Raw genomic sequence first — 24217 nt, forward strand, 5'->3', positions numbered from 1 at the left:
GTCAAGTGCATATTGTTCGTAATTTAGTAAATTAAAATTGACAATTTAATAAATATTCAATATAATAAAACTAACTTATTTAATAAATTTTGTTGAAATTTAATAGAGAGGGAACAGAAAATGAGCTCAATTTATTATGAAAAACAGACAGAACGATGGGGAATCCAGGGAGTTGTCTGTAATGGTCCAAAAGAAGGTAATCCATTTCAGGAACAATGGGTAAAGGCTGTGTTTTCATCAAAGAACGAAACAGTTGAAGCAGAAGGCTTCTACGATGGAGACGGTATTTATAAAGTGCGGTTTATGCCGTCTTTTGAAGGTGAATATCATATAAATCTCATGGGAAGCTTTATGGACGAACAGGAGGGGACTTTTCAGGTAACAGCACCGGGAAGGGAGAATCATGGACCGGTTCGTGTGGTAAATACATGGCATTTTGCGTATGAAGACGGAACTCCGTATTATTCGGTTGGAACTACCTGTTATGTATGGGAACTGCAGTCGGATGAGAGAATCACAGAGACATTGAAGAGTCTGGAAGAAGCAAGATTTAATAAAATCAGATTCTGTATATTCCCAAAACATTACGATTATAATCTGAGCGAGCCGAGAAGTTATCCATATGAAGGAACACCGATGGACAGCAGCGTGCTAACTAAGGAAAATTTCAGTGAGTATACGGGAAAAACAGAAGGAAATCATTGGAATTTTACAAGATTTAATCCAAAGCATTTTCAACATATTGAAAAATGCATTTTAGAGTTACAGAAAAGAGGAATTGAAGCTGACATTATTGTGATGCACCCATATGACAGATGGGGATTCTCAAGTATGACCAAGGAGCAGGATGACAGATATTGGAATTATGTTCTCGCGAGATTTTCGGCATATCGGAATGTCTGGTGGTCTCTGGCCAATGAATACGATCTGATGGAGCATAAGACGCTTGAGGACTGGGAACGATACGCATCGATCATATGTGAAAAGGATCCGTATAATCATTTGCGTTCTATTCATAATTGCCATGGATTTTATGATTATCATCGTCCATGGATCACACATTGCAGTATTCAGAGACAGGAACCATATTTGTCAGCGGAGCATGTGACAAAATGGAGAGAAGAATACAGAAAGCCGGTTGTGTTAGATGAGATTTGTTATGAAGGAAATCTTCAATTTGGCTGGGGAAATATTATAGGCGAAGAATTGCTCCGCCGTTTCTGGGAGGCGACTTGCAGAGGGGGATATGCCGGACACGGAGAGACTTTATTAAATCCGGAAAATGTACTGTGGTGGTCACATGGCGGGAAACTTCGTGGTGAAAGTTATAAACGTTTTGGATTCTTACATGACATTTTGTGTGAGACACCGGGGATCGGATTAGCTCCTTATGAATTGAAATGGGATTGTGTATGTGCAGTACCAGAACAGGAATGGATGTTGAGAGTTAAGAGCTATTATCTGATTTATTTTGGATTTACCAGACCTGCATTTAAAGAATATTATTTTGATGATGAGACGGAATTTGGGATTGAAGTAATTGATACATGGAATATGACGATTGAGAAGCAGGGGACCGGAAAAGGAAAATTTAAAGTCGAGCTTCCAGGCAAACAATATATGGCAGTCAGATTAAAAAAAGTGCAAAAATAAGAAAAGAGGAAGAAAAAAATGAAAGCAGGAATTGTTTATACAAGTACAACATCGGAACTGATCGAGATGGTAAATGATGAGATTAAAAAGAATTTAGGAGAAGATGTGGAAATCCAGAGCTACGAAGATCCTTCGATTTTAGCAGAGGTCAGAGAAGCAGGATATGTGACAAGTGGTGCAGCGGCAAGACTGGTAGGAATGTTCATGCAGGCAACGTCCGATGGGGCAGATGCCATCTTAAACTGTTGTTCTTCTGTCGGAGAAGTAGCAGATGCAGCAGTTGATATCGGAAAATATATAGGAGTACCGATCGTGCGTATCGATGAAGAAATGTGCAGAGAAGCGGTCCGTTTAGGTAAGAGGATCGGAGTCCTTGCAACGCTTCCTACAACATTGGAACCAACAAAGAATACCATTCTTCGTGTTGCACGCGAGATGAACAGAAAAGTGGAACTCAAAGATGGATTGATCGATGGTGCATTTGGTATTAATCAAGATCAGTTCCGTCAGATGATGAGAGAAAAAACAGCAGAAATTATTGATGAATGTGATGTGATTTTGTTGTGCCAGGGCTCTATGGCTTATGTAGAAGAATATTTACAAGAGGAATTTAAGAAACCAGTTGTATCCAGTCCAAGATTTGGAGCTGCAGCGATGAGAGCTGCAATGGTACAAAAGGGTCTGATAACAGAATAAAAGAGGAGGAGAATAAGATGCTGACAGATACAAGAAATTCTGTAAATGCAAAGGTACATCCGGTAGACGGTCTTGATGTAGAGTGGACAGGCGGACTCTGGAAAGAGCGATTTGATACATGTGCGGCAAGCACAGTACCGCAGTTACAACATATGTTTGAGAGTAAAGATATCAGTCATGTTCTGGAGAACTTCCGAATCTGTGCGGGTGAAGCAGAAGGTGATTTTGACGGAACGGTATTTGGAGATGGAGATTTTTATAAATGGATGGAGTCTGCAATTTACACGGCTGGGAAACAGAAAAATCAGGAAATGCTTGATAAAATCGAGGAGTATGTTGCATTGATTGAAAAGGCTCAACAGCCGGATGGGTATATTTCTACAAAACAGATCATCGGAGAGCGCCAGAACAACGGTGTGAAACGTATGGGCGATATCGATGACTTTGAAGTATATAATTTTGGACATTTATTTACAGCAGCCTGCCTGCATAAAAGAATTACAGGTAAGGACAGTTTCATGAATATCGCGATTAAGACAGCAGATTATCTGGAACATCTGTATGAAGAGGCTCAAAAGACTGGTGATGTCCAGACTGCGGTGTGTCCGTCTCATTATATGGGACTGGTTGAAATGTACCGTACAACCGGAGATAAACGTTACTTACATCTGGCAGAGCTGGCAGTTCAATTACGAGATGGTGTGAAAAACGGTTTGGATGATAACCAGGACAGAATCCCATTAAAACAACATGATAAAATAATCGGCCATGCGGTACGAGCAAATTATCTCTATGCCGGTGTTGCGGATCTGTGTCTGGAAGAATCGGATGAAGATTATATAAATGTACTTCATAAAGTATGGAGAAGTCTGGTAGATAAGAAGCTTTATATTACAGGTGGATGTGGAGCTTTGTATAATGGAACCTCTCCATATGGTAATTTCTTTGTGGATCAGAAGGTACATCAGGCATACGGTTATGAATATCAGTTGCCGAACATTACAGCCTACAATGAGACATGTGCATCATTAGGCGGGGTGTTCTGGGCATACAGAATGTTTCAGTTAGAGCCAAAGGCAGAGTATTTTGATATCATTGAACGAATGATGTTAAATACTAATCTGGCAGCACTTAGTATGGATGGAAAAAAATTCTTCTATGAAAATATGCTTCGTCGTGCAAAGAAACTGGATTATGAATTAATCTGGCCTCTGACAAGAAGTGAATATATCTTAAGCTACTGCTGTCCTCCAAACCTTGCGAGAACGATCGCACAGTCCAGTGAGTATGCATATACCGTATCGAAGGGGGCCGTATGGACTGGAATGTATGGAGCAAATAAAGCAAAGATCCGACTTGAAAACGGAGCTGCATTTACATTGGTGCAGAATACGGAATATCCATATGATGGACGAATTCATTTTACTGGAGAAGAAATAGAAAGCGAGCAGGGATTTGCATTAAAACTTCGTATACCTGGATGGGCATCAGAAGGATATGTAGAATACGATGGTAAAAAGACAATGCTTGGAAAAGCAGACGCAGGTACATATTTTGAGGTAGAAGTGAAGGATCCTAAAAATCTGGATGTTGTATTATATCTGGATATGGAAGTCCGCTATACAACAGCACATAACATGGTAGAAGAAACGGTTGGACAGGCAGCAATCGAAAGAGGTCCGTTGGTATACTGCTGTGAAGGTGTCGACGTAGATGTGAAAACATTGGAGGATATCTGGTTAAATTTAAATACAAAATATAAAATAGTACCGGCAAAAATCGATGGCAGAACAGTAACAGCACTGGAAGCAGAAGAGTATTGCATGAATCGGGAAGGGTATGACAGAAACGTATTATATCAGCCACTTGAATATAAGGGCATGGATAAGCAGAAGGTTCGTTTTATTCCGTATTTTGCATGGGATAACCGTGAATTCGGGGAGATGAGAATCTGGTTCCCGGTTGCATATATACAGGAAAAGAAGGAAGACGAAACAGAAACAAAATTAGACGAAGTAAGAAATGGATATGATGAGAAAATCATCGTATTGGATGATGACCCGACGGGCGTTCAAACGGTACATGACGTATCAGTGTATACGGACTGGAGCGAGGAATCGATTCGTCAGGGCTTTGCGGAAGAAAATCAGATGTTCTTTATATTGACAAATTCGAGAAGCTTTTCTGTTGAGGAGACAGAAAAGGTACATCGCGAGATCGCACAGCGTATCTGTAAAATTGCAAAAGAGACGGGAAAAAAATTTCAGATCATTTCAAGAGGTGACTCTACACTTCGCGGTCATTATCCACTTGAGACAGAGGTGTTAAGACAGGAGTTAGAAAACGACGGAGAAGTCATAGATGGAGAAATTATCTGTCCATTCTTTCCGGAAGGTGGAAGATACACAATCGGTAACGTACATTATGTAAAAGACGGCGCACTGATGATTCCGGCAGGAATGACAGAATTTGCAAAAGATAAGACATTTGGATATCAGTCATCGGATTTAAGAGAATATGTTGAGGAAAAGACAAAGGGCAAATACAAAAAAGAATCTTGCATTTGTATCAGCGAAGAAGAACTGGAAGAAAAAAATGTAGAGTCTGTATTACAAAAACTGTTTCAGGCAGAAGGATTTAATAAGGTGATCGTAAATGCAAGAACTTACGGGCAGCTAGAGGTATTTTGCACAGCGTATATCGAGGCTGTAAAGGCAGGAAAACATTTTCTTGCAAGAACTGCAGCGGCATTTCCAAAGGTGCTTGGCGGGGTTACAGACCAGCCGTTACTTGATCGAACTACACTTAGAGGAACCGAGAAAAACGGTGGAATTGTTCTGGTAGGATCGCATGTACAGAAAACAACAAAACAGGTGGAATGTCTGAAAGAATCAAAAGCAGATATGGAGTTTATGGAATTTGATGTAAATACCTGTTTTGAAGAGGGCGGACTGAAAAAAGAAGCAGAGCGTATCATAGCAGAGGCAGAGCGTGTGATATCAAAGGGAAGAACAGCGGTTGTCTACACAAGCAGAAAACTTTTGACACCAGATACAACGGACAAGGATAAAATATTAGAGTTATCGGTACAGATTTCAGATGCGGTGACAAGTATCATAGGAAAACTTAAAGTAAAACCGGCATTTATTATTGCAAAGGGTGGCATCACTTCATCAGATGTAGGTACAAAAGCGTTGCATGTAAAGAAAGCAAATGTAATGGGACAGGTTCAAAAAGGAATTCCGGTATGGATGACAGGGAAAGAAAGCAAATTCCCGGGAATGCCATACATTATTTTCCCAGGAAATGTAGGAGAAGTTTCAACATTACGTCAAATCGTGGAAGAACTGGCATAAAATCAGGAGGAAAAAACATGAGAAAGGTAATTATTTCACTGGCTCCGGTACAGGCCGGAACACTGGTAGATGCAGTAAAATTAGCAGAGGATGTAGAGAAAAGTGTGCAGGCAGGTGCAGCGATGTGCCATCTGCACTGTAGAAAACCGGACGGAAGTCTGACACCGGACATTTCCTATATGGTAGAGTGCTTTGAAGAAATTTTGAAGCGTACGGATGTGGTTGTCCAGGCTTCCACAGGCGGTGTGTCAGATATGAACATTGAAGAACGATGCAGACCATTGGATTATGAAAAAGTAGAAAGCGCATCGTTAAACGGTGGAAGTACAAATCTAGGAGAAGCGGTTTATATTAATTCCTTTGATGATATCCGTTATTGTGCAGATGCAGTATATAAACGAAATATTTTACCGGAAACAGAAGTGTTTGACATCGGAATGTTATATAATATGAAGCTGGTAAAGGATGAACAGCCATTTGCAGATCCGATGCTGTTTAACCTGGTATTCGGACACAAAGGAGGCATGCAGCCGACATCAGAAATGTTAAGTGCGTTTCGTTCTTTTGTTCCGGAAGATGCAATGTGGGGGGTAACTCATTTCGGAAGAGATAACTGGACATTCCTTGCGGCAGCAATTGCGATGGGAGCAACCGTTGTAAGAGTTGGATTTGAGGACAGTGCTTATCTGGATGAAAATACACAGGCAGAATACAATTATCAGGTGGTTGAAAAGGTTGCCGCATTGATCCGTGCGATGGGATTGGAGACGGCAACTCCGGATGAAGCCAGAGAAATTTTAAATTTGAAGAGATAGGGAGGCGGAAAATATGCTTACGATTGCAAGAATTCAGATTGATTATCAAATAAATCCGGTCGGAATCGAAAAGGTTCCTCAATTTGGATGGGAGATTGAAAGTGACAGAAAAAATGTATTTCAGAAAACATATTGTTTGCAGATAGCAAAGGATGCCTCTTTCGAGAATCTGGTATATAACAGTAATGTTGTAGAATCAGGTGAATCTGCACATATCATTCCGGATGGGTTTGAGATGGAATCTTTGACCAAATATTATGTCCGTGCAAAGATTTCAGATGGTGTGGAAGAATCAGAGTTTTGTGACACCTGGTTTGTTACAGCATTGGTCAATGAAAATGAATGGAAGGCTCCATTTGTATCAGCAGAAAACGAAGATTCTTACAAAGAGTGCTCCAAAGGAACTTATGTACGTGGTCTTGTGAGAATCGAAAAGCCGGTAAAAGAGGCATTTGCATGCACGACAGCGCTGGGATTATACAATTTCTTCCTAAATGGAAAAAAAGTCGGAAAAGACGAGATGACCCCGGGGTGGACATCTTACCGGAGACATTTGTTATATCAGACGTATGATGTGACAGAATATCTGGTGCAGGGAGAAAATGTAGCGGGAGCAATGCTGGCAGCAGGATGGTACAAAGGTGTCATGGGGTTGACAAAAGCCAGAAATAACTATGGTGATCAGACTGGATTTGCAATGCAGCTTCTTGTTCGTTACGAAGATGGAAGCGAAGAGATTATTTGTACAGACGGTGGATGGAAAGGCGCAGATTCACCGATTATTTTTTCAGAGATCTATAATGGAGAAACGTATGATGCTTTATTGGAAATTCCAAAATGGTCGGAGCAGATAGAGACACCAAAAGAATTCCATGATGTGGTGGAAGTTCCGTTTGACTGCTCTGTATTACGTGCGCAGAGTGGTTCAAGAGTGACAGAGATGGATGAACTGCCATGTAAACGAGTATTCCAGACGCCAAAAGGAGAGACAGTACTGGATTTCGGACAGAATATGGCAGGCCGGATCAAGGTTACAGCAACTGGAAAACCGGGAGATGTGATTGAATTACACTGCTTTGAAGTGCTGGATTCAGAAGGAAATGTATATCTGGATAATCTAAGAAAAGCAAAGGCGACGATGAAATACATCTTCGCAGAAGAAAAGACAGTGACCTGGTATCCTAGATTTACATATATGGGATTCCAGTATGCATGGGTTGTGACTTATCCTGGAAAACCGGAAAAAGAAAACTTTACTGCTTATACGCTGCACTCTGAGATGGAGCAGACAGGACAGATTACCTGCTCTAATCCATTACTGAATCAGTTGCATCACAATTATCTGTGGGGATTAAAAGGAAACTTCTTAGATGTCCCGACAGACTGTCCGCAGAGAGATGAACGTCTCGGCTGGACTGGTGATGCACAGATATTCTGCAGAACAGCTTGTTATTTGATGAACACATATACATTCTATAAAAAATGGCTGCGCGATGTAGAGGTGGATCAGACTGAAGAGGGAGGAGTTCCACATGTAATTCCAAACATTGAAGAGGGAAGAACAGATGGAAACTGGCTGCTTTCACAAGGACCGCATTCAGCGGCTGCATGGGCAGATGTGGCAGTAATCAATCCATGGACGATGTATCTGATGTACGGAGACAAAGAAATCTTACGAAAACAGTACAACAGCATGAAAGGCTGGATCGATTTTATGCGTGCGCATTCCAATGACTATATTTGGAATTACAAACTGCAGTTTGGTGACTGGGTAGCGTTGGATGCAGAAGAGGGAAGCTATTTTGGAGCAACACCAAATGATCTGACATGTACAGCTTATTACGCATATTCGACCGGACTTTTTGCGAAGATTGCGAAGGTGCTTGATAAGTCGGAAGCAGGAGAATATGAGGAGTTATATCATAAGATTGTAAATAAATTCCAACAGACATTCTTTGACAAAGATGGTAATATGACAGCACAGACGCAGACAGCTCATATTGTTGCACTATATTTCAAACTTACGCCGGAAGAATATATAGAAAAAACAGTACAAGGTTTGAAAAAACTTTTAGATAAAGAGAATGGACATCTTGTAACAGGATTTGTAGGCACTCCATATTTTTGTCATGCATTGAGCCAGAATGGTTGTGTAAAAAAAGCTTACGATTTATTATTAAAAGAGGACTTCCCATCATGGCTGTATCAAGTGAAGAAGGGTGCGACGACAATCTGGGAACACTGGGATGGACTAAAACCGGATGGAAGTATGTGGAGTGCTGATATGAATTCTTTCAATCATTACGCATATGGAGCTATTGGAGAATGGATGTATCGCGTTATGGCAGGTCTGGAAGTAGATGAGGCAGCAACAGGATTTAAGCATGCGGTATTTTATCCGCGAATTGGCGGCAATCTGACATATACAGAAGGAAGATATCATTCAATCTATGGCGAGGAGTATATTCGATGGGAAGTAGAGCAAAATGAAGTCAAAATGAAAGTAAAAATCCCGGCAAATACAACCGCCTCTATTCGTCTGGATATGGCAGAGGAAATAGTAGACGATGCAGGCCTGGATTTTGAGAAGAAAGACGGATATATGGAAGCACAGTCAGGATCCGGCGAATATATTATTTGTTACAGAAGAGCATAGGAACAGATTGGTATCGGTGTGTAAAAGGTATGTTTTACACACCGATATTGCCGCATAAAAAGTGTGAAGCTACAGATTAAAAGAGGAGTATAGGAGAAAAACGAATGAAGAAAAGGCGATGTTTTGAAAGAATTCGTAGATGGTGGGGACAGCAGAGTATCAGGCAGCAGATATTACTTTCTCTTTTTATAGTCTCCATGTTAGGAATATGGGGACTTGGGATGAGCTCTTATTATATTTCAAAAAGTACAGTCGAACAAAATTATAAAAAATCTCATGAGACAACATTAAAAAATTCCAGAAAAGTGCTGGATATGAATATGGAATCGATCATTGATGTAACCCGATCGTTTTTAAACAGCTCCGGTCTGCAGAAAGTGATGGCAGAACGGGAGAAGGATGGAAGCTATACTTTTTCTATGGAAGAACAGAAAGTGTTAAAACGAGTTGCAGAAGGACTGTCGAGTCAGGAGAGATGGGTGAATTTTGTCGCTTTTATGGACTTGAAAGGGCATTATTATATGTTGAGTAATATTAACGTTGGAACCTATGATTTTTATCAATATTATTCACAACATGATTTTCAGGAAGATGAGTGGGCAGAAGAAGTACGCTCAGAAAATGGAAAAGAGGTCTTTTTTGGAGATGTGATTCTGAATGGTGTAGATAATAAAGGATTTAGTATTGCAAAATACATGATCAATCCAACGACAGGAGAGCCGATGGGATATGTGGTAATTAATGTCAGCAGTTCTTTACTTGCTAGATCCTTTGTAAATGAAAATGAAGGATATGAGACAAATGAATATATTGTTGTTGACAGAAATCGTGGAAATAAGTTGGTTTACCACAGTCAGACTTTAAAAAATACAAAGGAAATCATGGAGGCATATCAAAACGAGGAGAAACAAGAGAAGTATGTATTTTCCAGTGTTTATGACGATGTTACAAACTGGGAGCTGGTAAATGTAGTAGAGAGAAGTGAATTAAGTCGTGAGAGCAAGCTGATTCGAAACTTTGTACTTTTATTTGGAGTGATATTGCTTGGTTTGTCGTTCTTATTTGCCAGATTGATATCAAAAAATATTACTCGTCCGTTGACACAGCTAGAGCAGGTGATCGACAAGGTGGGAGATGGAGAAAGGCATATTACCGAAGAATTTGATGATAGTGAAGTGGGACAGATTGGACAGAAGTTCAAAGAGATGGTTAATACCAATCTGGAGCTGTCGGAACATTTACTGAGTGCAAAATTAAATGAGCGCGAGGCAGAATTGTTGCTTTTACAATCACAGATCAATCCACATTTTCTGTATAACACACTGGATTCTTTGTATTGTATTGCGATCATACATGGGGATGATCAGATTGCGGATATGGCACTTGCGCTATCAAATCATTTTAAACTGGCGTTGAATAATGGACAGAAATTTTGTAAAGTTTCGGATGCAGTTATGCAGATTCAGGAATACATGAAACTACAAAATATACGTTTTCGTGATCGGTTTGAACTGGAACTTGATGTGGATAAAGAGATAATGGAGGAGCGGATCCTTACATTTATTTTACAACCGTTTGTGGAAAATGCATTATATCATGGTCTGGAACCAAAGATAGGAAAAGGAAAAATTGTTGTCCGGGGTTGGAAGAACGAAGAAAATCTGATTTTTACGGTTACAGATGATGGGGTTGGAATGGAAGATATTTCTGTGTTAAAAACAGGGTATGCGATACAGAATGTACGGGAACGAATTCATTTGAATTATGGTGAAGCGTATGGTTTTACGGCAGAAAGCGGAAGAGGAAAAGGCACAAAAATTACAATTACATTGCCTGTAAAACAAGGAGGAAAATGAGATGTACCGGTTGGTTGTGATTGATGATGAATATATAGTAGTAGAAGGAATCAAGGCAATGATTGCCAGAAAAAAGTTGAATTACGAAGTAGTTGGCTGTGCATATGACGGAATTCATGGTCTTGAAGTTGTACAGAAGGAAAAACCGGATCTTGTGATCACAGACATTCGTATTCCGGGACTGGATGGACTATCCCTGATAGAGGAGGCAAGAGAGTCCTGCACAGATACTGTATTTGTTGTGATCAGCGGTTATACAGAATTTGAGTATGCGAGAAGGGCATTAAGATTAGGGGTAAAGGGTTATATAGATAAACCGATAAGCATTGAAAAGCTGACAGATGTTCTGGATATGGTAGAAAAAGAATGTTTTCAGGCAAGAGAAGAGAATTCACAGCTGGAAAGAAAAAGAATCGGGCAGGAAAAAATCAAGAACCTGTTTGATCAGAGTGTCCGTGCAATGACGAAAGGAAGCGGAAATGTCGGTGATTTTCAGAAATATGCAAATGCGGCTGTGGAAACAATTTTAGAAGTATATCCGGATGTAGAGGATTTCAACAGAGAGGTAGTGAAATATCTCTGTGTATTGTGCGATATATTATCAGAAAGCATGAAGCAGGTACAGAGAGATTCGCTTTTTTCTTATCAGGAAATGGAAAGAAAGACAACGGTAGAGGAAATACAGGAATATGCAAGAAAAGTGATCGTAGATCTGTCCAGATACATGGAAGCAGATAAGACAGGCAGCAGTCATGCGGTGATCTTGGAAGTACTGGCATATCTCGAGGAGCATTATCAAGAAGACATTGGATTGAATGAACTGGCTGAAAAGGTAGGAATGAGTACAGCATATTTAAGCGTCCTATTTAAAAATGAAGTCGGAACATCTTATGTAAAATATCTGACCAATATGCGCATTACACAGGCTAAAAAGCTCTTGAAAGAAGGGCATAAGGTCAATGAAGTAAGTGAAATGGTAGGGTATAGTAATTATCGATATTTTAGTGATATTTTCAAGAAACATGTCGGGTTAACACCAAATGAGTATAAACACAATTACTAAAAAACAATATACATACATAAAAAAAGTGTACAAAATAGTAAAAATTACACACTTATTGAAAATTGAGAAAAATGATAATATAAATGCATAAAGAAAAACGTTCCGGAACAACAAGAGAAAAAATAATGGGAGGATTAAGAATGAAAAAGAGAGTATTAGCTGTATTGTTATCTGCTTTTATGGTAACTGGTATGGTAGCAGGATGCGGATCTTCAGGATCTGATAAATCAAGTGATTCGAGTGATACAAAGAGTGAGAGCTCAGCAAATCTTTCAGATGTAGATTTCTCAGGGAAAGATCCACAGCTTACAAAGAAAATTAAGATTTTAACAATTTGGGCAGAGGATAACGACAACGGAATTCTGTTAAATAAAATCTGTGAGGATTATCAGAAAAATGTAAATCCAAACTTTGACTGGGAATATGAGATGGTTTCATCTGATAACTTACAGCAGAAGATCGCTACATTAGCTGCATCCGATGATTTGCCAGATATCTTCGCATATGAAGCAGGAGCACCACTTACAACATTGATCGATTCAGACAAAGTGGTAAATGTTTCTGAAGCACTTGATCAGATCGGTGAGACAGATAAGCTGAATGAAGGAGCTGTAGAACTTTTGAAAGGTCTTTCAGGAACGGACGACTTATATGACCTTCCATTAGGGCTGAACGTAGAGGGATTCTGGTACAATAAAGAATTATTCAAACAGGCAGGATGTGAAGTTCCTACAACATGGGATGAATTCGAAGATGTACTTAAAAAATTAGATGATGCAGGAATTCAGCCACTGACAACAGGTGGATCTGATAAATGGCCTGCAACAAGACTGGTTAACGCATATGCTGTAAGAACAATGGGAAATGATGTTATGACAAAAGCAGCAAACGGCGATATTGATTACACAGACAAAGGTCTTGTAGAAGCAGCTGATAAGATTGCTGAGTGGGCTGACAAAGGATATTTTGGACAGGGTGTTACAACTGTAGATGCAAATACAGCAGGTTCTATGCTGATGAGCGGAAAAGCAGCAATCTTCTATAATGGTTCATGGTTTACACAGAATCTAACAGATGACAGCCAGAATCCTGCAGGTCAGGATGGAATCGGATTCTTCAATATTCCGGTAGCAGACGAATCAGTAAGTTCTGCAACATCTTACTCAATGAACTGTGGTAACATTCTTACATTAGATAAAGGCAAATACGATGAAGCAACAGCTTGGTTCCTGAAATATTTCTGTGAGAATATGGGTGACCTTGCTATGAACGAACTTTCAACAGTAAAAGGTTATACATATTCAGTGCAGCCAGAAGATATGAATCCATATACACAGCTTGTTTTGGATGAAATCGATAAAGCTTCTGAAGGATTCGCATGGTGGGAAGCTAAGATGCCAAGTGAGATTTCAAAAGTTGCTCAGGAAAATATTCAGCCATTATTAAATGGTGAAATGACAGGAGAAGAATATATGCAGTCCATCCAGGATGTATATGATCTGAATCAGTAAGACTTGATTTAGAATGAAGCGGGGAGGAGTGTTTGAGGTGTCAGCCTCCGAGACACTCCTCCCTTTATATATATCAGGAAAGTCCTTTCCTGATATATATATAACGCTCTGCTGAGGATACGCACTGCAGCGTACAAGGTAGATGTCGCAAGCGACCGCTGCAGGCGTCAGAATGTGTCAGGGCACGGCACATTCTTTGTTCAAAAAAAGCACCCGGAAGGGGCACAGGAAGAGAGGATGTAGGCAATATGAATAAAGTATTGGGCAATAAAAAGGCAATTGCACTTTTTGTAGCTCCCGCACTGGTTTTGTATACAGCATTGGTAATAGTTCCGGTCATCTGGTCGCTCTACTATTCATTGTTTTCAGGCAGTCCGGGGCTTCAGTGGGAATTTGTTGGATTTGACAATTATTTAAAATTGTTCCATGACAAAAACTTTTTGAATGCATTGCAAGTAAACTTCAAGTATATAGCAGTCGTAATGATCGGTCAGGTTGGACTTGGTTTGATGCTGGCATTGATGTTTAAATTCTGGTTGAAACGTTGTAAGGCATTTGTTCGTACACTGGTATTTTTCCCGGTAGTACTTCCAACTGTTGCAGTTGGTCAGTTGTTTGCCAAGATTTATGAAATTCAGCCAAACTACGGACTGTTAAACAGTTTCTTAAGTGCGATCGGACTGGAAAAATTGGTTCAGCCTTGGATCGGACAGGCAAGTACAGCACTCTGGGCATTGTGTATCATGGATATCTGGGTTGCAATGGGATTCTATTCTGTAATCTTTTACGGAGCATTGCTGGATATACCGGATGACATTCTGGAAGCAGCAAGAATTGATGGAGCATCAAGCTTTAAACTGTTCAGACACGTATTGCTTCCATTGCTTCGTCCAATGGTGATCACATGTCTGGTATTTAGTTTTTCAGGTACTGTAAAGATGTTTGAATCTTCTATGGCATTGACAAATGGTGGACCTGGTACAGCAACAAAATCATTATCAATGTACATGTATGATGTTTCATTTACTTATAATAAGGTTGGTTATGGTAGCGTTATTGCGATTGTCATATTCTTGATCTGTATCTGCGGATCTATGATTATCAACCGGTTTGATGTAAAAGATGATTAAGGGGGCAATAAGATGAAAAAAGCAAAATCAGGAATTCGTGGGATCATCATTTTTCTCATCTGTGTCATTGAAATTTATCCATTGTTCTGGATGCTGACAGCATCTATGAAACAGCAGTCTGAGTGGAGTGAAAAACCGGCGTATGCATTAAATAAAGGGTTCTACCTTCAGAACTTTGTCGATGCATGGACAAGAGGCCATATGGCAACATACTTTAAGAACAGTTTGATCACTACAGTAGTCTCATTGATCTTTATCGTGATCTTTTCTGTAACAGTAGGATTTGCAGTAACAAAAATGCAGTGGAAATTAAGAAATGCGGTAGCAAAATACTTCACACTTGGAATTATGATTCCGGTTGCAGTAGCATTGATTCCATTGTTCCAGATTTACAGTAAAACAAATCTGTTAAACACAAGAATCTGTTTGATATTGACCTACATAGCATTTGGATTGTCGCTATCTATTTATCTGGTGCAAGGCTCCCTGCGTTCGTTCTCAGATGAGATTATGGAAGCAGCAGTGATCGATGGTTGCGGTATTTATCGTATGATGTGGTACATTGTAGTTCCACTTATGAAAAATGCGATTGTTACAGTATTGGTATTGCAGTTCTTCTTCAAGTGGAATGACTTGCTGTTCTCAATGACATTTATCAGTGATTCCTCACTGAAGACAGTACAGACAGGACTTCTGTACTTCTCAGATGAGTTTGGTTCAAAGAACTGGGGGGCAATTTTTGCATCTGTATCAATGAGTGTATTCCCAATGCTGATCTTATATACAGCATTGAATAAGAAAGTTATGGAAGGTATGACAGCAGGTGCTGTAAAAGGTTGATTATGGAAAAGCAGTACGATGATAAAACAATACAACAGTATTATCATGAGCTGAAAGATTTTGTTATGGCACATACAGAAGACGTCATGAAAAATCCGAGGGCATTTATACGCTATCCATTTATTGATCCGGGATCTGTATATGATGGAAATGTATGGGACTGGGATACATTCTGGTCAGTATATGGTTTTCTGAATCTGGCAGATGAGTACGAGGATTCTTCTGTGAAAGAAAGGCTTGTTGAGCACGCCAAAGGAAATGTCTACAATTTCTTTGATCATCAGTTGGAAGACGGTTATATTCCAATGATGATCGAGGTTGCAGACTGGCCGGAACCATACTTGAACATGAAGCACAAAGAAGGTGTAATGATGAATATGCATAAACCTTTTTTGTGCAGACAAATTTGTCTGATAAGCGAGTATATTCAGGATTATAGTTGGGTAGAAACGTATTTAGATAATATTGAAAAATATTTTTCCTGCTATGACAAGAACTATTATTTTGAACATTGCGGATTGTATGTCTGGTGTGACGATATCATGATCGGAATGGACAATGATCCGGCAACGTTTGGCCGACCAAAATTCTCGACTGCAAATATATTTCTGAACAGTTTTATGTGTCTGGAATTAGAGGCGGCAGCGGTAATATTTGAAAAGTTTGGAAAACAGGAAAGAGCTTCCTATTATCGCGATAAAAAGGCGTGCCTTGAAAAAGCGATTCAGGAAGAATGTTGGGATAAAAGAGACAAGTTTTTCTACTCCGTTGATGTAGATATCAAAACAAGAAAATTTGAATGGTTCCACCAGGGACTGGGGGTATTCTGGAAAACACTTCCGATCAAGATTCGGGTATGGTCCGGATTTATCCCGATGTATGCAGGAATTGCGACAAAAGAACAGGCAGAAGAAATGGTAAAACATATCTTTGATAAGGATACCTTTGACTCAGATTATGGTCTGACAACACTGGCAAAGGATGAGAAGATGTTTGATCTATCTGTCACAAATAATCCATCTAACTGGCTTGGTCCAATCTGGGGCGTTGCAAATTATGTCGTGTTCAGAGGATTACTGAATTATGGATTCCGTAAAGAAGCCGAGCTGATGTATAAGAGAATGATTACATTGCTTGGAACAGATCTGGAAAAGACAGGAAGTATCCATGAATATTATAATCCATTTAATGGAGAACCGATCATGAATGGTGGATTTATTAATTGGAACGTGCTTGCATTGAATATGGAAGCCGAGTTGAACGGAAAAGAGCCAATGCTCAAATCAGAAACACTTTAAAGGTTGCTAACTAAATAACATAAATGATAAAGAGTAGAGAATCATGAGTTTAGTAAAAGGCATTCACCACATAGCACTGAAGTGCTGCAGCGAACAGGAGTATGAGAAAATCCGACATTTTGCACTTGCAACAGACGATGTAGATGCATGCGTCAAAAAAGTAAAAGAGGTTGGATATGAAGTGTTCATAGAGCCAAACGATATTGTAATTTCGTCAACACCGGAGTTCTCTGCAAGAATTGCTTTCTGTAGAGGACCGATTGGAGAAGAGATTGAGTTTTTCAAGGAAAGATAGAGGGCTGATTGCGTGTAGAATAGATACACTCAATATAATTGGAAATATGAGTGCTGTTGCATATTGCGAATAATAGAATTCGTGAAGTGACAGCACATTTTCATTGTAATGTGCCAGCTTATATGCTATTCTAAATCAACACAGATGACATTCGTCTATCTGTAAAAAATCTATAAATCAAATCGGTATTTCAATTCATAAACTCAAATATTCGAGTAGATAATCCGATGAAATGAACAAGACAAAAACTGAAAAAAATATACGGGGACTTTCATAAGGAAAATCTATGTGAGCAAAATGTATACCGAACAGCTAAAAGTATGAAGCTCGACAAAAAGCAATTCGAGATTATAATTCTTATATGCATAGCGCAGAGAGAAAAGGACGAAATGAAGGGATTAAACTTGGAAAAGAAGAATTATTGAAACAGCAAGTTAAAAAGAAGCTTGCTAAAGGTAAAAGTTTGGAAGCGATTGCAGATGAATGTGAGGAGGAAACTTCTGTTATTCGGACAATTATTAATGAGATAGGAGAAGCAGAGTGAATTTGTGTGTATTCTGAGTTGCCAAGCATTCGATAAAAAGGTTCGGTGGATCTTTTTTAGTGAAGAAAGCAGGGAAAACTAAGGCTAGAGGGGAGATTATATCATTATATTGTTCATATAGATATAAATCTCCTCTCATCTTTTAATTGTCAGGCATACGACAAAAAGAAGGGAGGAGATTTTTTAGTATAAGCAATTTCTTACAAATCCGTACTTCGTCTCTCCACCAATGCCGTTCCAACTTCGATTTTTACCGGATTGGCACTTGGTGATTTTAACAACTCTACAAGTCTTGCTGCCGCCATTTCTCCCATGTAAAGTTTCGGTACATTTATCGTAGTAAGTGCCGGTTCAAAGACTTTGCTGAATGGAAGATTATCAAATCCGGCAATGGCAATATCCTGAGGAATTCGGTAGCCAGCTTCTTTCAGTGCTTTCATAGCCCCCATGGCAATCAAGTCATTATCTGCAAAATAGCATGGGGCCAGTTCTTCTCCCTTTTCAATAATTTCCTTCATATCTGCATAAGCACCATCCATGGAAGGCGTCAGGCGGTGAACAATGCTTTTGGCAGAGGACATGCCATGTGCCCGCACTGCTTTAAAAAAGCCGGAATTGCGTTCAACAAAATTGCCAATATCATAGGAGGAACGTAAATATCCAGGTTGCTTTTTTGTTTTACGGATTAAGTGCGAGGCAGCGAGATAAGCTCCTTGTACATTGTTGATCAGTACACAGTCACAGGATACGGTCTCAAAGTAGCTGTCTACGAGAACAAACGGAAGTGGGATTTTCTGAAATGGCTTTAAATCCTCCGGACGCATCTCTGTTCCAAGGACAATCATCCCGATACAGTCAGAATACTGAATCTCTTCCAGCTGACTTTCTACCATATCGTCATCTTCGTATATATAACTAATTTTTAATTTATAGTCTGCCTTCTTACAACCGATGGCAATCCCTTCGGACAATTCAGAGAAGAATGGAGAATCCCCCACGACAGCACCATGTTTTCGATAAATAACAAAATAAATGGTTCCTTTTATATTGTGCTTTTCGGCAAGTTTTGAGAAATCATATCCATAGCGGTCAGCTGTTTCTATGACCAGTTTCCGGGTGGCAGTACTGACTCCTGGTTTGTTATTGAGCGCCATAGAAACTGCGGCAGGGGACAGATTCAGAATTTTTGCCAGTTCTTTCGATGTGATTGACATAACATATCTCTCCTGTTTATTAATAGAATTCTTTGTACCTGTTAGAAACGATGTTACTGTTCACACTACGTGTGCCCAGTAACGATTACATTTCCTATAATTAACTGAATCATCTTATGAATTTATTATGAATGAAGGCTGAAGAAATAACAATAGTTAAGTTGAAAATTAAGTAAAACTTACTAAATTCTGTACTGTAATTAAGTAATACAGGAGCTATACTGAGCTCATAAACAAGAGAGAAACAACTTGGTACATAACAGTAAAAAGTGTACGAAAACAAGGATAATAACAAAGAGGAGGTCATTTAAATGGCAAATGTAAAATTGGGGTTTGTACCTACAAGAAGAAGTATTTTCAGTGCACCGGATGCGATCAAATATCGTGGATTAACAGCAGACAGATTTAGAGAATTAGGAATTGATTTTGTTGATATTACAGATATTAATCAAGAAGGTCTTCTTTATGATGATCAGGATGTAGATAAAATTGTTGCGAAATTTAAAGCAGAGGGTGTAGATGGAATTATGCTTGCACACTGTAACTTCGGTACAGAGTATGTCTGTGCAAGACTGGCAAAGAAGCTTGGGTTGCCGGTGCTTCTCTGGGGACCGCTGGATGAGAGACCTGAACCGGATGGAGTGAGACTTCGTGATACACAGTGCGGTTTGTTTGCGACAGGTAAAGTGCTTCGAAGATTTCAGGTACCATTTACATACCTAACAAACTGCCGTTTGAATGACCCAGTATTCGAGCGTGGAGTAAGAGATTTTCTTGCAGTCTGTAATGTAGTTAAGAGATTCAGAAACATTCGAATCCTTCAGATTTCTACTCGTCCGTTTGACTTCTGGACAACAATGTGCAACGAAGGAGAGTTGCTGGAAAAATTCAATATTCAGCTGGCACCGGTTCCGATGACAGAACTTACAGAAGAAGTAAAAGCAGCGAAAAAAGACAAAGAAAAGATGGATGCGACACTTGCCTACATTCATGAAAATATGGAAATCCAGATCAAAGATAAGGAAGTGGAAAATGTAGCTGCACTTGCTGTTGCAATGAAAACACTGGTAAAGAAATATGGATGTCAGGCAGCAGCGATCCAGTGTTGGAATGCACTTCAGACGGAACTTGGAATTATGCCATGTGCGGCAAATGCAATCTTAAATGACGAAGGAATTCCTGTTGTATGTGAGACAGATATTCATGGTGCGGTTACAGCGCTTATGGTAGAGGCCGCAGGTATGGACGAGACAAGAGGATTCTTTGCAGACTGGACGATCCGTCATCCTGATATTGAGAACGGAGAACTGCTTCAGCACTGTGGACCATGGCCGGTATCTGTTGCAAAAGAAAAAGCAAAACTGACATATCCACTTGCATTTGATCATCCGGGAAGTCTGACAGCAGAAGCAAAACATGGAGATGTTACACTGTGTAGATTTGATGGAGACAACGGAGAATACTCACTGCTTCTTGGACGTGCAAAAGGTGTAGAAGGACCAAAATGTATGGGAACTTATCTCTGGGTTGAAGTTGAGAATATCAAACGTCTGGAAGCTAAGATCGTAGAAGGACCATACATTCACCACTGTGTAGGTATCCACAAAGATGTAGTACCGGTGCTCTATGAAGCATGTAAATACATCGGTGTAAAACCAGATTTATACGATCCGATTGAGGAAGAAGTAAGGGCTTACTTAAGAGGAGAATGACTATTTTATTAAATAAAAATCCGAGATAGAAAGGTGAATGATTATGAATTTAAAATTACTTGCATATAAGCTTCGTAAAGACACTGTAGATTTGATCTGTGCCGGAAAAGCAGGACATATCGGAGGAGACATGAGTGTGATGGAGGTTCTTGTAGAGCTGTATTTCCATCAGATGAATATCAGTCCGGAAAATATGGACGATCCAGATCGTGATCTGTTTGTTCTCAGCAAAGGACATTCTGTAGAGGCATACTATTCTGTTCTTGCAGAAAAAGGATTTATCCCAAAAGAAGAGTTACACAGAGAATTCAGTAAATTTGGTTCAAAATATATCGGACATCCAAATAACAAACTTCCAGGTATTGAGATGAACTCTGGTTCTTTAGGACATGGGCTTCCGGTTTGTGTTGGTATGGCGAAGGCAGGAAAGATGGATAACAGAGATTATCGTGTCTATACAGTTATGGGTGATGGAGAGCTGGCAGAAGGCTCTGTATGGGAAGGTGCAATGGCAGCCAGTCATTACAAATTGGATAATTTATGTGCTGTAGTAGACCGAAACCGTCTGCAGATTTCAGGAAATACAGAAGATGTGATGCACCACGACGACCTTCATGAGAGATTTAGGAGTTTTGGATGGCATGTAATTGATGTGGCAGATGGTAATGATATCGACCAATTGGAAGCTGCATTTAACGAAGCCAAAACAGTTAAAGGAAAACCAACTGTATTGATTGCAAATACGGTTAAAGGAAAAGGTTCAAAAGTGATGGAAGATAAGGCAAACTGGCATCATAAAGTTCCGACGGAGGAAGAATATGCACAGATTATGGCAGATTTCAAAAAAGCAGAGGAGGCACTTCAATAATGGGAAAAATTGCAAATAAACAGATGATATGTGAAGTATTGATGGAAGCGGCAAAGACAGATAAAAGCATTGTAGCTCTTTGCAGTGATTCAAGAGGAAGCGGTTCTTTTACACCATTTGCAGATACATACCCGGAGCAGTTTGTTGAGACAGGCATTGCAGAACAGAACCTTGTAAGCATTTCCGCAGGGCTTGCAAAATGTGGTAAAAAAGCATACGCAGTTTCTCCGGCATGTTTCTTATCTACAAGAAGTTACGAGCAGTGCAAAGTAGATGTAGCTTATTCAAATACAAATGTAAAATTAATTGGTATCAGTGGTGGAGTCAGCTATGGAGCACTTGGAATGAGCCATCATTCTGCACAGGACATCGCTGCAATGAGTGCGATTCCAAATATGAGAGTATACCTTCCAAGCGACCATCTTCAGACAAAAGAACTTATGAAGGCATTATTAAAAGATGAAAAACCTGCTTATATCCGCACAGGAAGAAATGCAGTAGATCCGATTTACGAAGAAGGAAATGTTCCATTTGAAATGGATAAAGCAACTGTTGTAACAAAAGGTGAGGATGTTTTAATCGTTGCCTGTGGAGAAATGGTAAAACCTGCAAAAGATGCAGCAGAGCTTTTGAAAGCAGAAGGAATTACAGCAACTGTTCTTGATATGTATTGTGTAAAACCGCTGGATAAAGAAGCAATTGTAAGAGAAGCTGTAAATGTAAAAGCAGTTGTTACAGTGGAAGAACATGCTCCATTTGGCGGACTCGGTTCTATGGTTGCACAAGTCGTTGGAAGTGAGTGCCCGAAAAAGGTTGTAAATATGTCATTGCCGGATGCTCCTGTTATCACAGGAACTTCACAGGAAGTGTTCGATTATTATAAATTGAATGTAGAGGGAATTGCTGAGAAAGTGAAAGAAATTCTGTAGATAACCACTGGGGACGGAGTTAATGGCTCTTTATCTGTCCCCACCAGTGGATTAGAGCCAGCAGGGACAGCTAAAGAGCCATTAACTCCGTCCCCGTTTGAAAGGATATAAAAATGGAAGAGAAATATATTATCAGTATCGACCAGAGTACACAGGGAACAAAGGCGCTTCTCTTTGATGCAGAAGGGCATTTGCTTCGAAGAACAGATGTGCCACATCGTCAGATTGTAAACGAAAAAGGATGGGTTTCACACGACCCGGAAGAGATTTACAGAAACACCATTCGGGTTGTAAAAGATCTTGTAGAAGAGTCCGGAATTGACCATTCACTTGTTCAGGGAATAGGAATAAGTAATCAAAGAGAGACAACATTAATCTGGGACAAAGAAACAAATAAACCAATCGCAGATGCAATTGTATGGCAATGCTCCAGAGCAACAGAAATTTGTGAACGTCCAGAAATTAAAAATGCAGCAGAAATGATTCGCAAGAAAACAGGACTTCCCCTATCACCTTATTTCCCGGCAGCAAAAATGGCATGGCTTTTGGAAAACCTTCAATGGGAAGAGAGCCAAAGAGGTCAGGAACTAATGGCTCAACATCAACTTTGTTTTGGAACAATTGATACATGGCTTGTATATCGTTTGACAAAAGGCCATGATTATAAAACAGATTATTCCAATGCGTCAAGAACACAGTTATTCAATATCTTTACCTTAAAATGGGATGAAGAAATATGTAAATTGTTTGGAATTTGTCCTGAAGATTTACCGCAAGTATGTGATTCGGACAGTGAATTTGGGTGGACAGATTTTGAAGGACTTTTTGAAAAACCTATTCCAATTCATGCGGTACTGGGAGATTCTCACGGAGCATTATTTGGTCAGGGGTGTCTTAGGCAAGGAGACATCAAAGCGACTTATGGCACGGGATCTTCTATTATGATGAATATAGGAGAAGTACCGGTTGTTAGTACACATGGTGTTGTCACATCGCTTGCATGGGGAATGGATGGAAAAGTAAATTATGTTCTTGAAGGAAATATAAATTATACCGGAGCGGTTATTTCATGGTTAAAAGACGATGTCAGACTGATTGATTCGCCGGCAGAGACGGAAAGCTTGTGCAGAGAAGCCATTTCCGATGATGAACTTTATTTTGTGCCTGCGTTTACCGGGCTGGGAGCACCACACTGGAAGAGTAATGCAAAAGCATCCCTATCTGGAATTACCAGAACAACCGGAAAAGCCGAGATTATTCGTGCAGGAATCGAGTGTATCGCTTATCAGATCACAGATGTTGTGAGAGCAATGGAGGCAGATGCAGGAGTAAAAGTGAAAGAACTCCGCGTGGATGGAGGACCAACAAAGAATCGTTATCTGATGCAGTTTCAAAGTGATATCCTTGGAGGAAATGTTTTAGTGCCGGATGCGGAAGAACTTTCCGGAATCGGAGTGGCATATGCAGCAGGTATCGCAATGGGAATCTATACGATGGATTTGTTCAAACTTATGAAGAGAAAGACATATTCAAAAAAAATGGATGAGAATTTGAGAGAGAAAAAGTACCGGGGATGGTCGAAGATAATTCAGGGGCTGAATTGAATTCTGTTGTTGAGTAAGTAAGAAGAGTTTCCCCTCAAACTCCTCACGGAACCATACGTGAAGGTATTCATTCATATGGCTTTTGTCGTTGCCGGATAGGGACGGAGTTTAGTGGCTTTTTTCGATTCAAAAATCCAAGAAAAGAAGACACAAACAGGGTCGACCCCAAAAAAGAAT

General features: G+C 39.8%; 18 protein-coding genes. 17 read left to right on the plus strand and 1 reads right to left on the minus strand.

Features of this window, described 5'->3' with window-relative positions; translation table 11 throughout:
• Positions 1–120: 120 nt before the first annotated feature.
• From D8Q48_RS05125 to D8Q48_RS05185, 13 genes are all read left to right on the plus strand, one after another.
• A complete protein-coding gene (locus D8Q48_RS05125; protein ID WP_121055689.1) occupies positions 121–1653 on the plus strand; it encodes a DUF5605 domain-containing protein in 1533 nt (510 codons plus the stop codon).
• Between the two features lie 18 nt (positions 1654–1671).
• Positions 1672–2349, plus strand: coding sequence for an aspartate/glutamate racemase family protein (locus tag D8Q48_RS05130; protein ID WP_121055691.1), 678 nt, complete (start codon positions 1672–1674; stop codon positions 2347–2349).
• Positions 2350–2366: 17 nt separating this feature from the next.
• Entirely contained in the window at positions 2367–5705 is a 3339-nt protein-coding gene (locus tag D8Q48_RS17505; RefSeq protein ID WP_172696956.1) for a beta-L-arabinofuranosidase domain-containing protein, read from the plus strand.
• Positions 5706–5722: 17 nt separating this feature from the next.
• A complete protein-coding gene (locus D8Q48_RS05140) occupies positions 5723–6520 on the plus strand; it encodes a 3-keto-5-aminohexanoate cleavage protein (RefSeq protein ID WP_121055693.1) in 798 nt (265 codons plus the stop codon).
• 13 nt (positions 6521–6533) lie between these two features.
• Positions 6534–9176 carry an alpha-L-rhamnosidase gene (locus D8Q48_RS05145; RefSeq protein WP_121055695.1) on the plus strand — a complete coding sequence of 881 codons (2643 nt, stop codon included), beginning with the start codon at positions 6534–6536 and terminating at the stop codon, positions 9174–9176.
• Between the two features lie 104 nt (positions 9177–9280).
• Complete coding sequence (locus D8Q48_RS05150) at positions 9281–11032, plus strand: sensor histidine kinase (protein ID WP_121055697.1); 1752 nt, start codon at positions 9281–9283, stop codon at positions 11030–11032.
• A 1-nt stretch (position 11033) separates the two neighbouring features.
• Positions 11034–12095, plus strand: a complete 1062-nt coding sequence (locus D8Q48_RS05155; RefSeq protein ID WP_121055699.1) for a response regulator — start codon at positions 11034–11036, stop codon at positions 12093–12095.
• Between the two features lie 140 nt (positions 12096–12235).
• The gene (locus D8Q48_RS05160; RefSeq protein ID WP_121055736.1) at positions 12236–13606 is read left to right on the plus strand and encodes an extracellular solute-binding protein; all 1371 of its coding nucleotides are present in this window, start codon (positions 12236–12238) and stop codon (positions 13604–13606) included.
• Between the two features lie 248 nt (positions 13607–13854).
• Positions 13855–14736 (plus strand): sugar ABC transporter permease, encoded by an 882-nt coding sequence (locus tag D8Q48_RS05165; protein WP_121055701.1) that lies wholly within the window; start codon positions 13855–13857, stop codon positions 14734–14736.
• 12 nt (positions 14737–14748) lie between these two features.
• Complete coding sequence (locus D8Q48_RS05170; protein ID WP_121055703.1) at positions 14749–15576, plus strand: carbohydrate ABC transporter permease; 828 nt, start codon at positions 14749–14751, stop codon at positions 15574–15576.
• Between the two features lie 2 nt (positions 15577–15578).
• The gene (locus D8Q48_RS05175) at positions 15579–16874 is read left to right on the plus strand and encodes a trehalase family glycosidase (protein WP_121055705.1); all 1296 of its coding nucleotides are present in this window, start codon (positions 15579–15581) and stop codon (positions 16872–16874) included.
• Between the two features lie 43 nt (positions 16875–16917).
• A complete protein-coding gene (locus D8Q48_RS05180) occupies positions 16918–17169 on the plus strand; it encodes a VOC family protein (RefSeq protein WP_121055706.1) in 252 nt (83 codons plus the stop codon).
• A 361-nt stretch (positions 17170–17530) separates the two neighbouring features.
• Positions 17531–17713, plus strand: a complete 183-nt coding sequence (locus tag D8Q48_RS05185; protein WP_121055708.1) for a hypothetical protein — start codon at positions 17531–17533, stop codon at positions 17711–17713.
• Positions 17714–17913: 200 nt separating this feature from the next.
• Here the strand turns inward: D8Q48_RS05185 and D8Q48_RS05190 are convergent, their stop codons facing one another.
• Positions 17914–18927, minus strand: a complete 1014-nt coding sequence (locus D8Q48_RS05190; protein ID WP_121055710.1) for a LacI family DNA-binding transcriptional regulator — start codon at positions 18925–18927, stop codon at positions 17914–17916.
• Positions 18928–19238: 311 nt separating this feature from the next.
• On the opposite strand from D8Q48_RS05190, the gene D8Q48_RS05195 reads away from it, so the two are divergent.
• The 4 genes from D8Q48_RS05195 to D8Q48_RS05210 all read left to right on the plus strand — a co-directional run bounded on the left by D8Q48_RS05195 (position 19239) and on the right by D8Q48_RS05210 (position 24040).
• Positions 19239–20639, plus strand: coding sequence for an L-fucose/L-arabinose isomerase family protein (locus tag D8Q48_RS05195; protein WP_121055712.1), 1401 nt, complete (start codon positions 19239–19241; stop codon positions 20637–20639).
• A 43-nt stretch (positions 20640–20682) separates the two neighbouring features.
• Positions 20683–21507: a transketolase gene (locus D8Q48_RS05200; protein WP_121055714.1), complete on the plus strand. Its 825-nt coding sequence runs from the start codon at positions 20683–20685 to the stop codon at positions 21505–21507.
• Positions 21507–22436, plus strand: a complete 930-nt coding sequence (locus D8Q48_RS05205; protein ID WP_121055716.1) for a transketolase C-terminal domain-containing protein — start codon at positions 21507–21509, stop codon at positions 22434–22436. The genes D8Q48_RS05200 and D8Q48_RS05205 overlap by 1 nt, the downstream gene beginning before the upstream one ends.
• Positions 22437–22549: 113 nt before the next feature.
• Positions 22550–24040 carry a glycerol kinase gene (locus tag D8Q48_RS05210; protein WP_121055718.1) on the plus strand — a complete coding sequence of 497 codons (1491 nt, stop codon included), beginning with the start codon at positions 22550–22552 and terminating at the stop codon, positions 24038–24040.
• The last annotated feature ends 177 nt before the right edge of the window (positions 24041–24217 follow it).

It is taken from the genome of Ruminococcus sp. B05, from assembly GCF_003628495.1.
Lineage (GTDB): Bacteria > Bacillota > Clostridia > Lachnospirales > Lachnospiraceae > Schaedlerella > Schaedlerella hominis.

Bases quoted from the DNA above. Each gene is read 5' to 3' on its own strand.
- D8Q48_RS05125 (WP_121055689.1), top strand. From the start codon at position 121: ATGAGCTCAATTTATTATGAAAAACAGACAGAACGATGGGGAATCCAG.
- D8Q48_RS05130 (WP_121055691.1), top strand. From the start codon at position 1,672: ATGAAAGCAGGAATTGTTTATACAAGTACAACATCGGAACTGATCGAG.
- D8Q48_RS17505 (WP_172696956.1), top strand. From the start codon at position 2,367: ATGCTGACAGATACAAGAAATTCTGTAAATGCAAAGGTACATCCGGTA.
- D8Q48_RS05140 (WP_121055693.1), top strand. From the start codon at position 5,723: ATGAGAAAGGTAATTATTTCACTGGCTCCGGTACAGGCCGGAACACTG.
- D8Q48_RS05145 (WP_121055695.1), top strand. From the start codon at position 6,534: ATGCTTACGATTGCAAGAATTCAGATTGATTATCAAATAAATCCGGTC.
- D8Q48_RS05150 (WP_121055697.1), top strand. From the start codon at position 9,281: ATGAAGAAAAGGCGATGTTTTGAAAGAATTCGTAGATGGTGGGGACAG.
- D8Q48_RS05155 (WP_121055699.1), top strand. From the start codon at position 11,034: ATGTACCGGTTGGTTGTGATTGATGATGAATATATAGTAGTAGAAGGA.
- D8Q48_RS05160 (WP_121055736.1), top strand. From the start codon at position 12,236: ATGAAAAAGAGAGTATTAGCTGTATTGTTATCTGCTTTTATGGTAACT.
- D8Q48_RS05165 (WP_121055701.1), top strand. From the start codon at position 13,855: ATGAATAAAGTATTGGGCAATAAAAAGGCAATTGCACTTTTTGTAGCT.
- D8Q48_RS05170 (WP_121055703.1), top strand. From the start codon at position 14,749: ATGAAAAAAGCAAAATCAGGAATTCGTGGGATCATCATTTTTCTCATC.
- D8Q48_RS05175 (WP_121055705.1), top strand. From the start codon at position 15,579: ATGGAAAAGCAGTACGATGATAAAACAATACAACAGTATTATCATGAG.
- D8Q48_RS05180 (WP_121055706.1), top strand. From the start codon at position 16,918: ATGAGTTTAGTAAAAGGCATTCACCACATAGCACTGAAGTGCTGCAGC.
- D8Q48_RS05185 (WP_121055708.1), top strand. From the start codon at position 17,531: ATGCATAGCGCAGAGAGAAAAGGACGAAATGAAGGGATTAAACTTGGA.
- D8Q48_RS05190 (WP_121055710.1), bottom strand. From the start codon at position 18,927: ATGTCAATCACATCGAAAGAACTGGCAAAAATTCTGAATCTGTCCCCT.
- D8Q48_RS05195 (WP_121055712.1), top strand. From the start codon at position 19,239: ATGGCAAATGTAAAATTGGGGTTTGTACCTACAAGAAGAAGTATTTTC.
- D8Q48_RS05200 (WP_121055714.1), top strand. From the start codon at position 20,683: ATGAATTTAAAATTACTTGCATATAAGCTTCGTAAAGACACTGTAGAT.
- D8Q48_RS05205 (WP_121055716.1), top strand. From the start codon at position 21,507: ATGGGAAAAATTGCAAATAAACAGATGATATGTGAAGTATTGATGGAA.
- D8Q48_RS05210 (WP_121055718.1), top strand. From the start codon at position 22,550: ATGGAAGAGAAATATATTATCAGTATCGACCAGAGTACACAGGGAACA.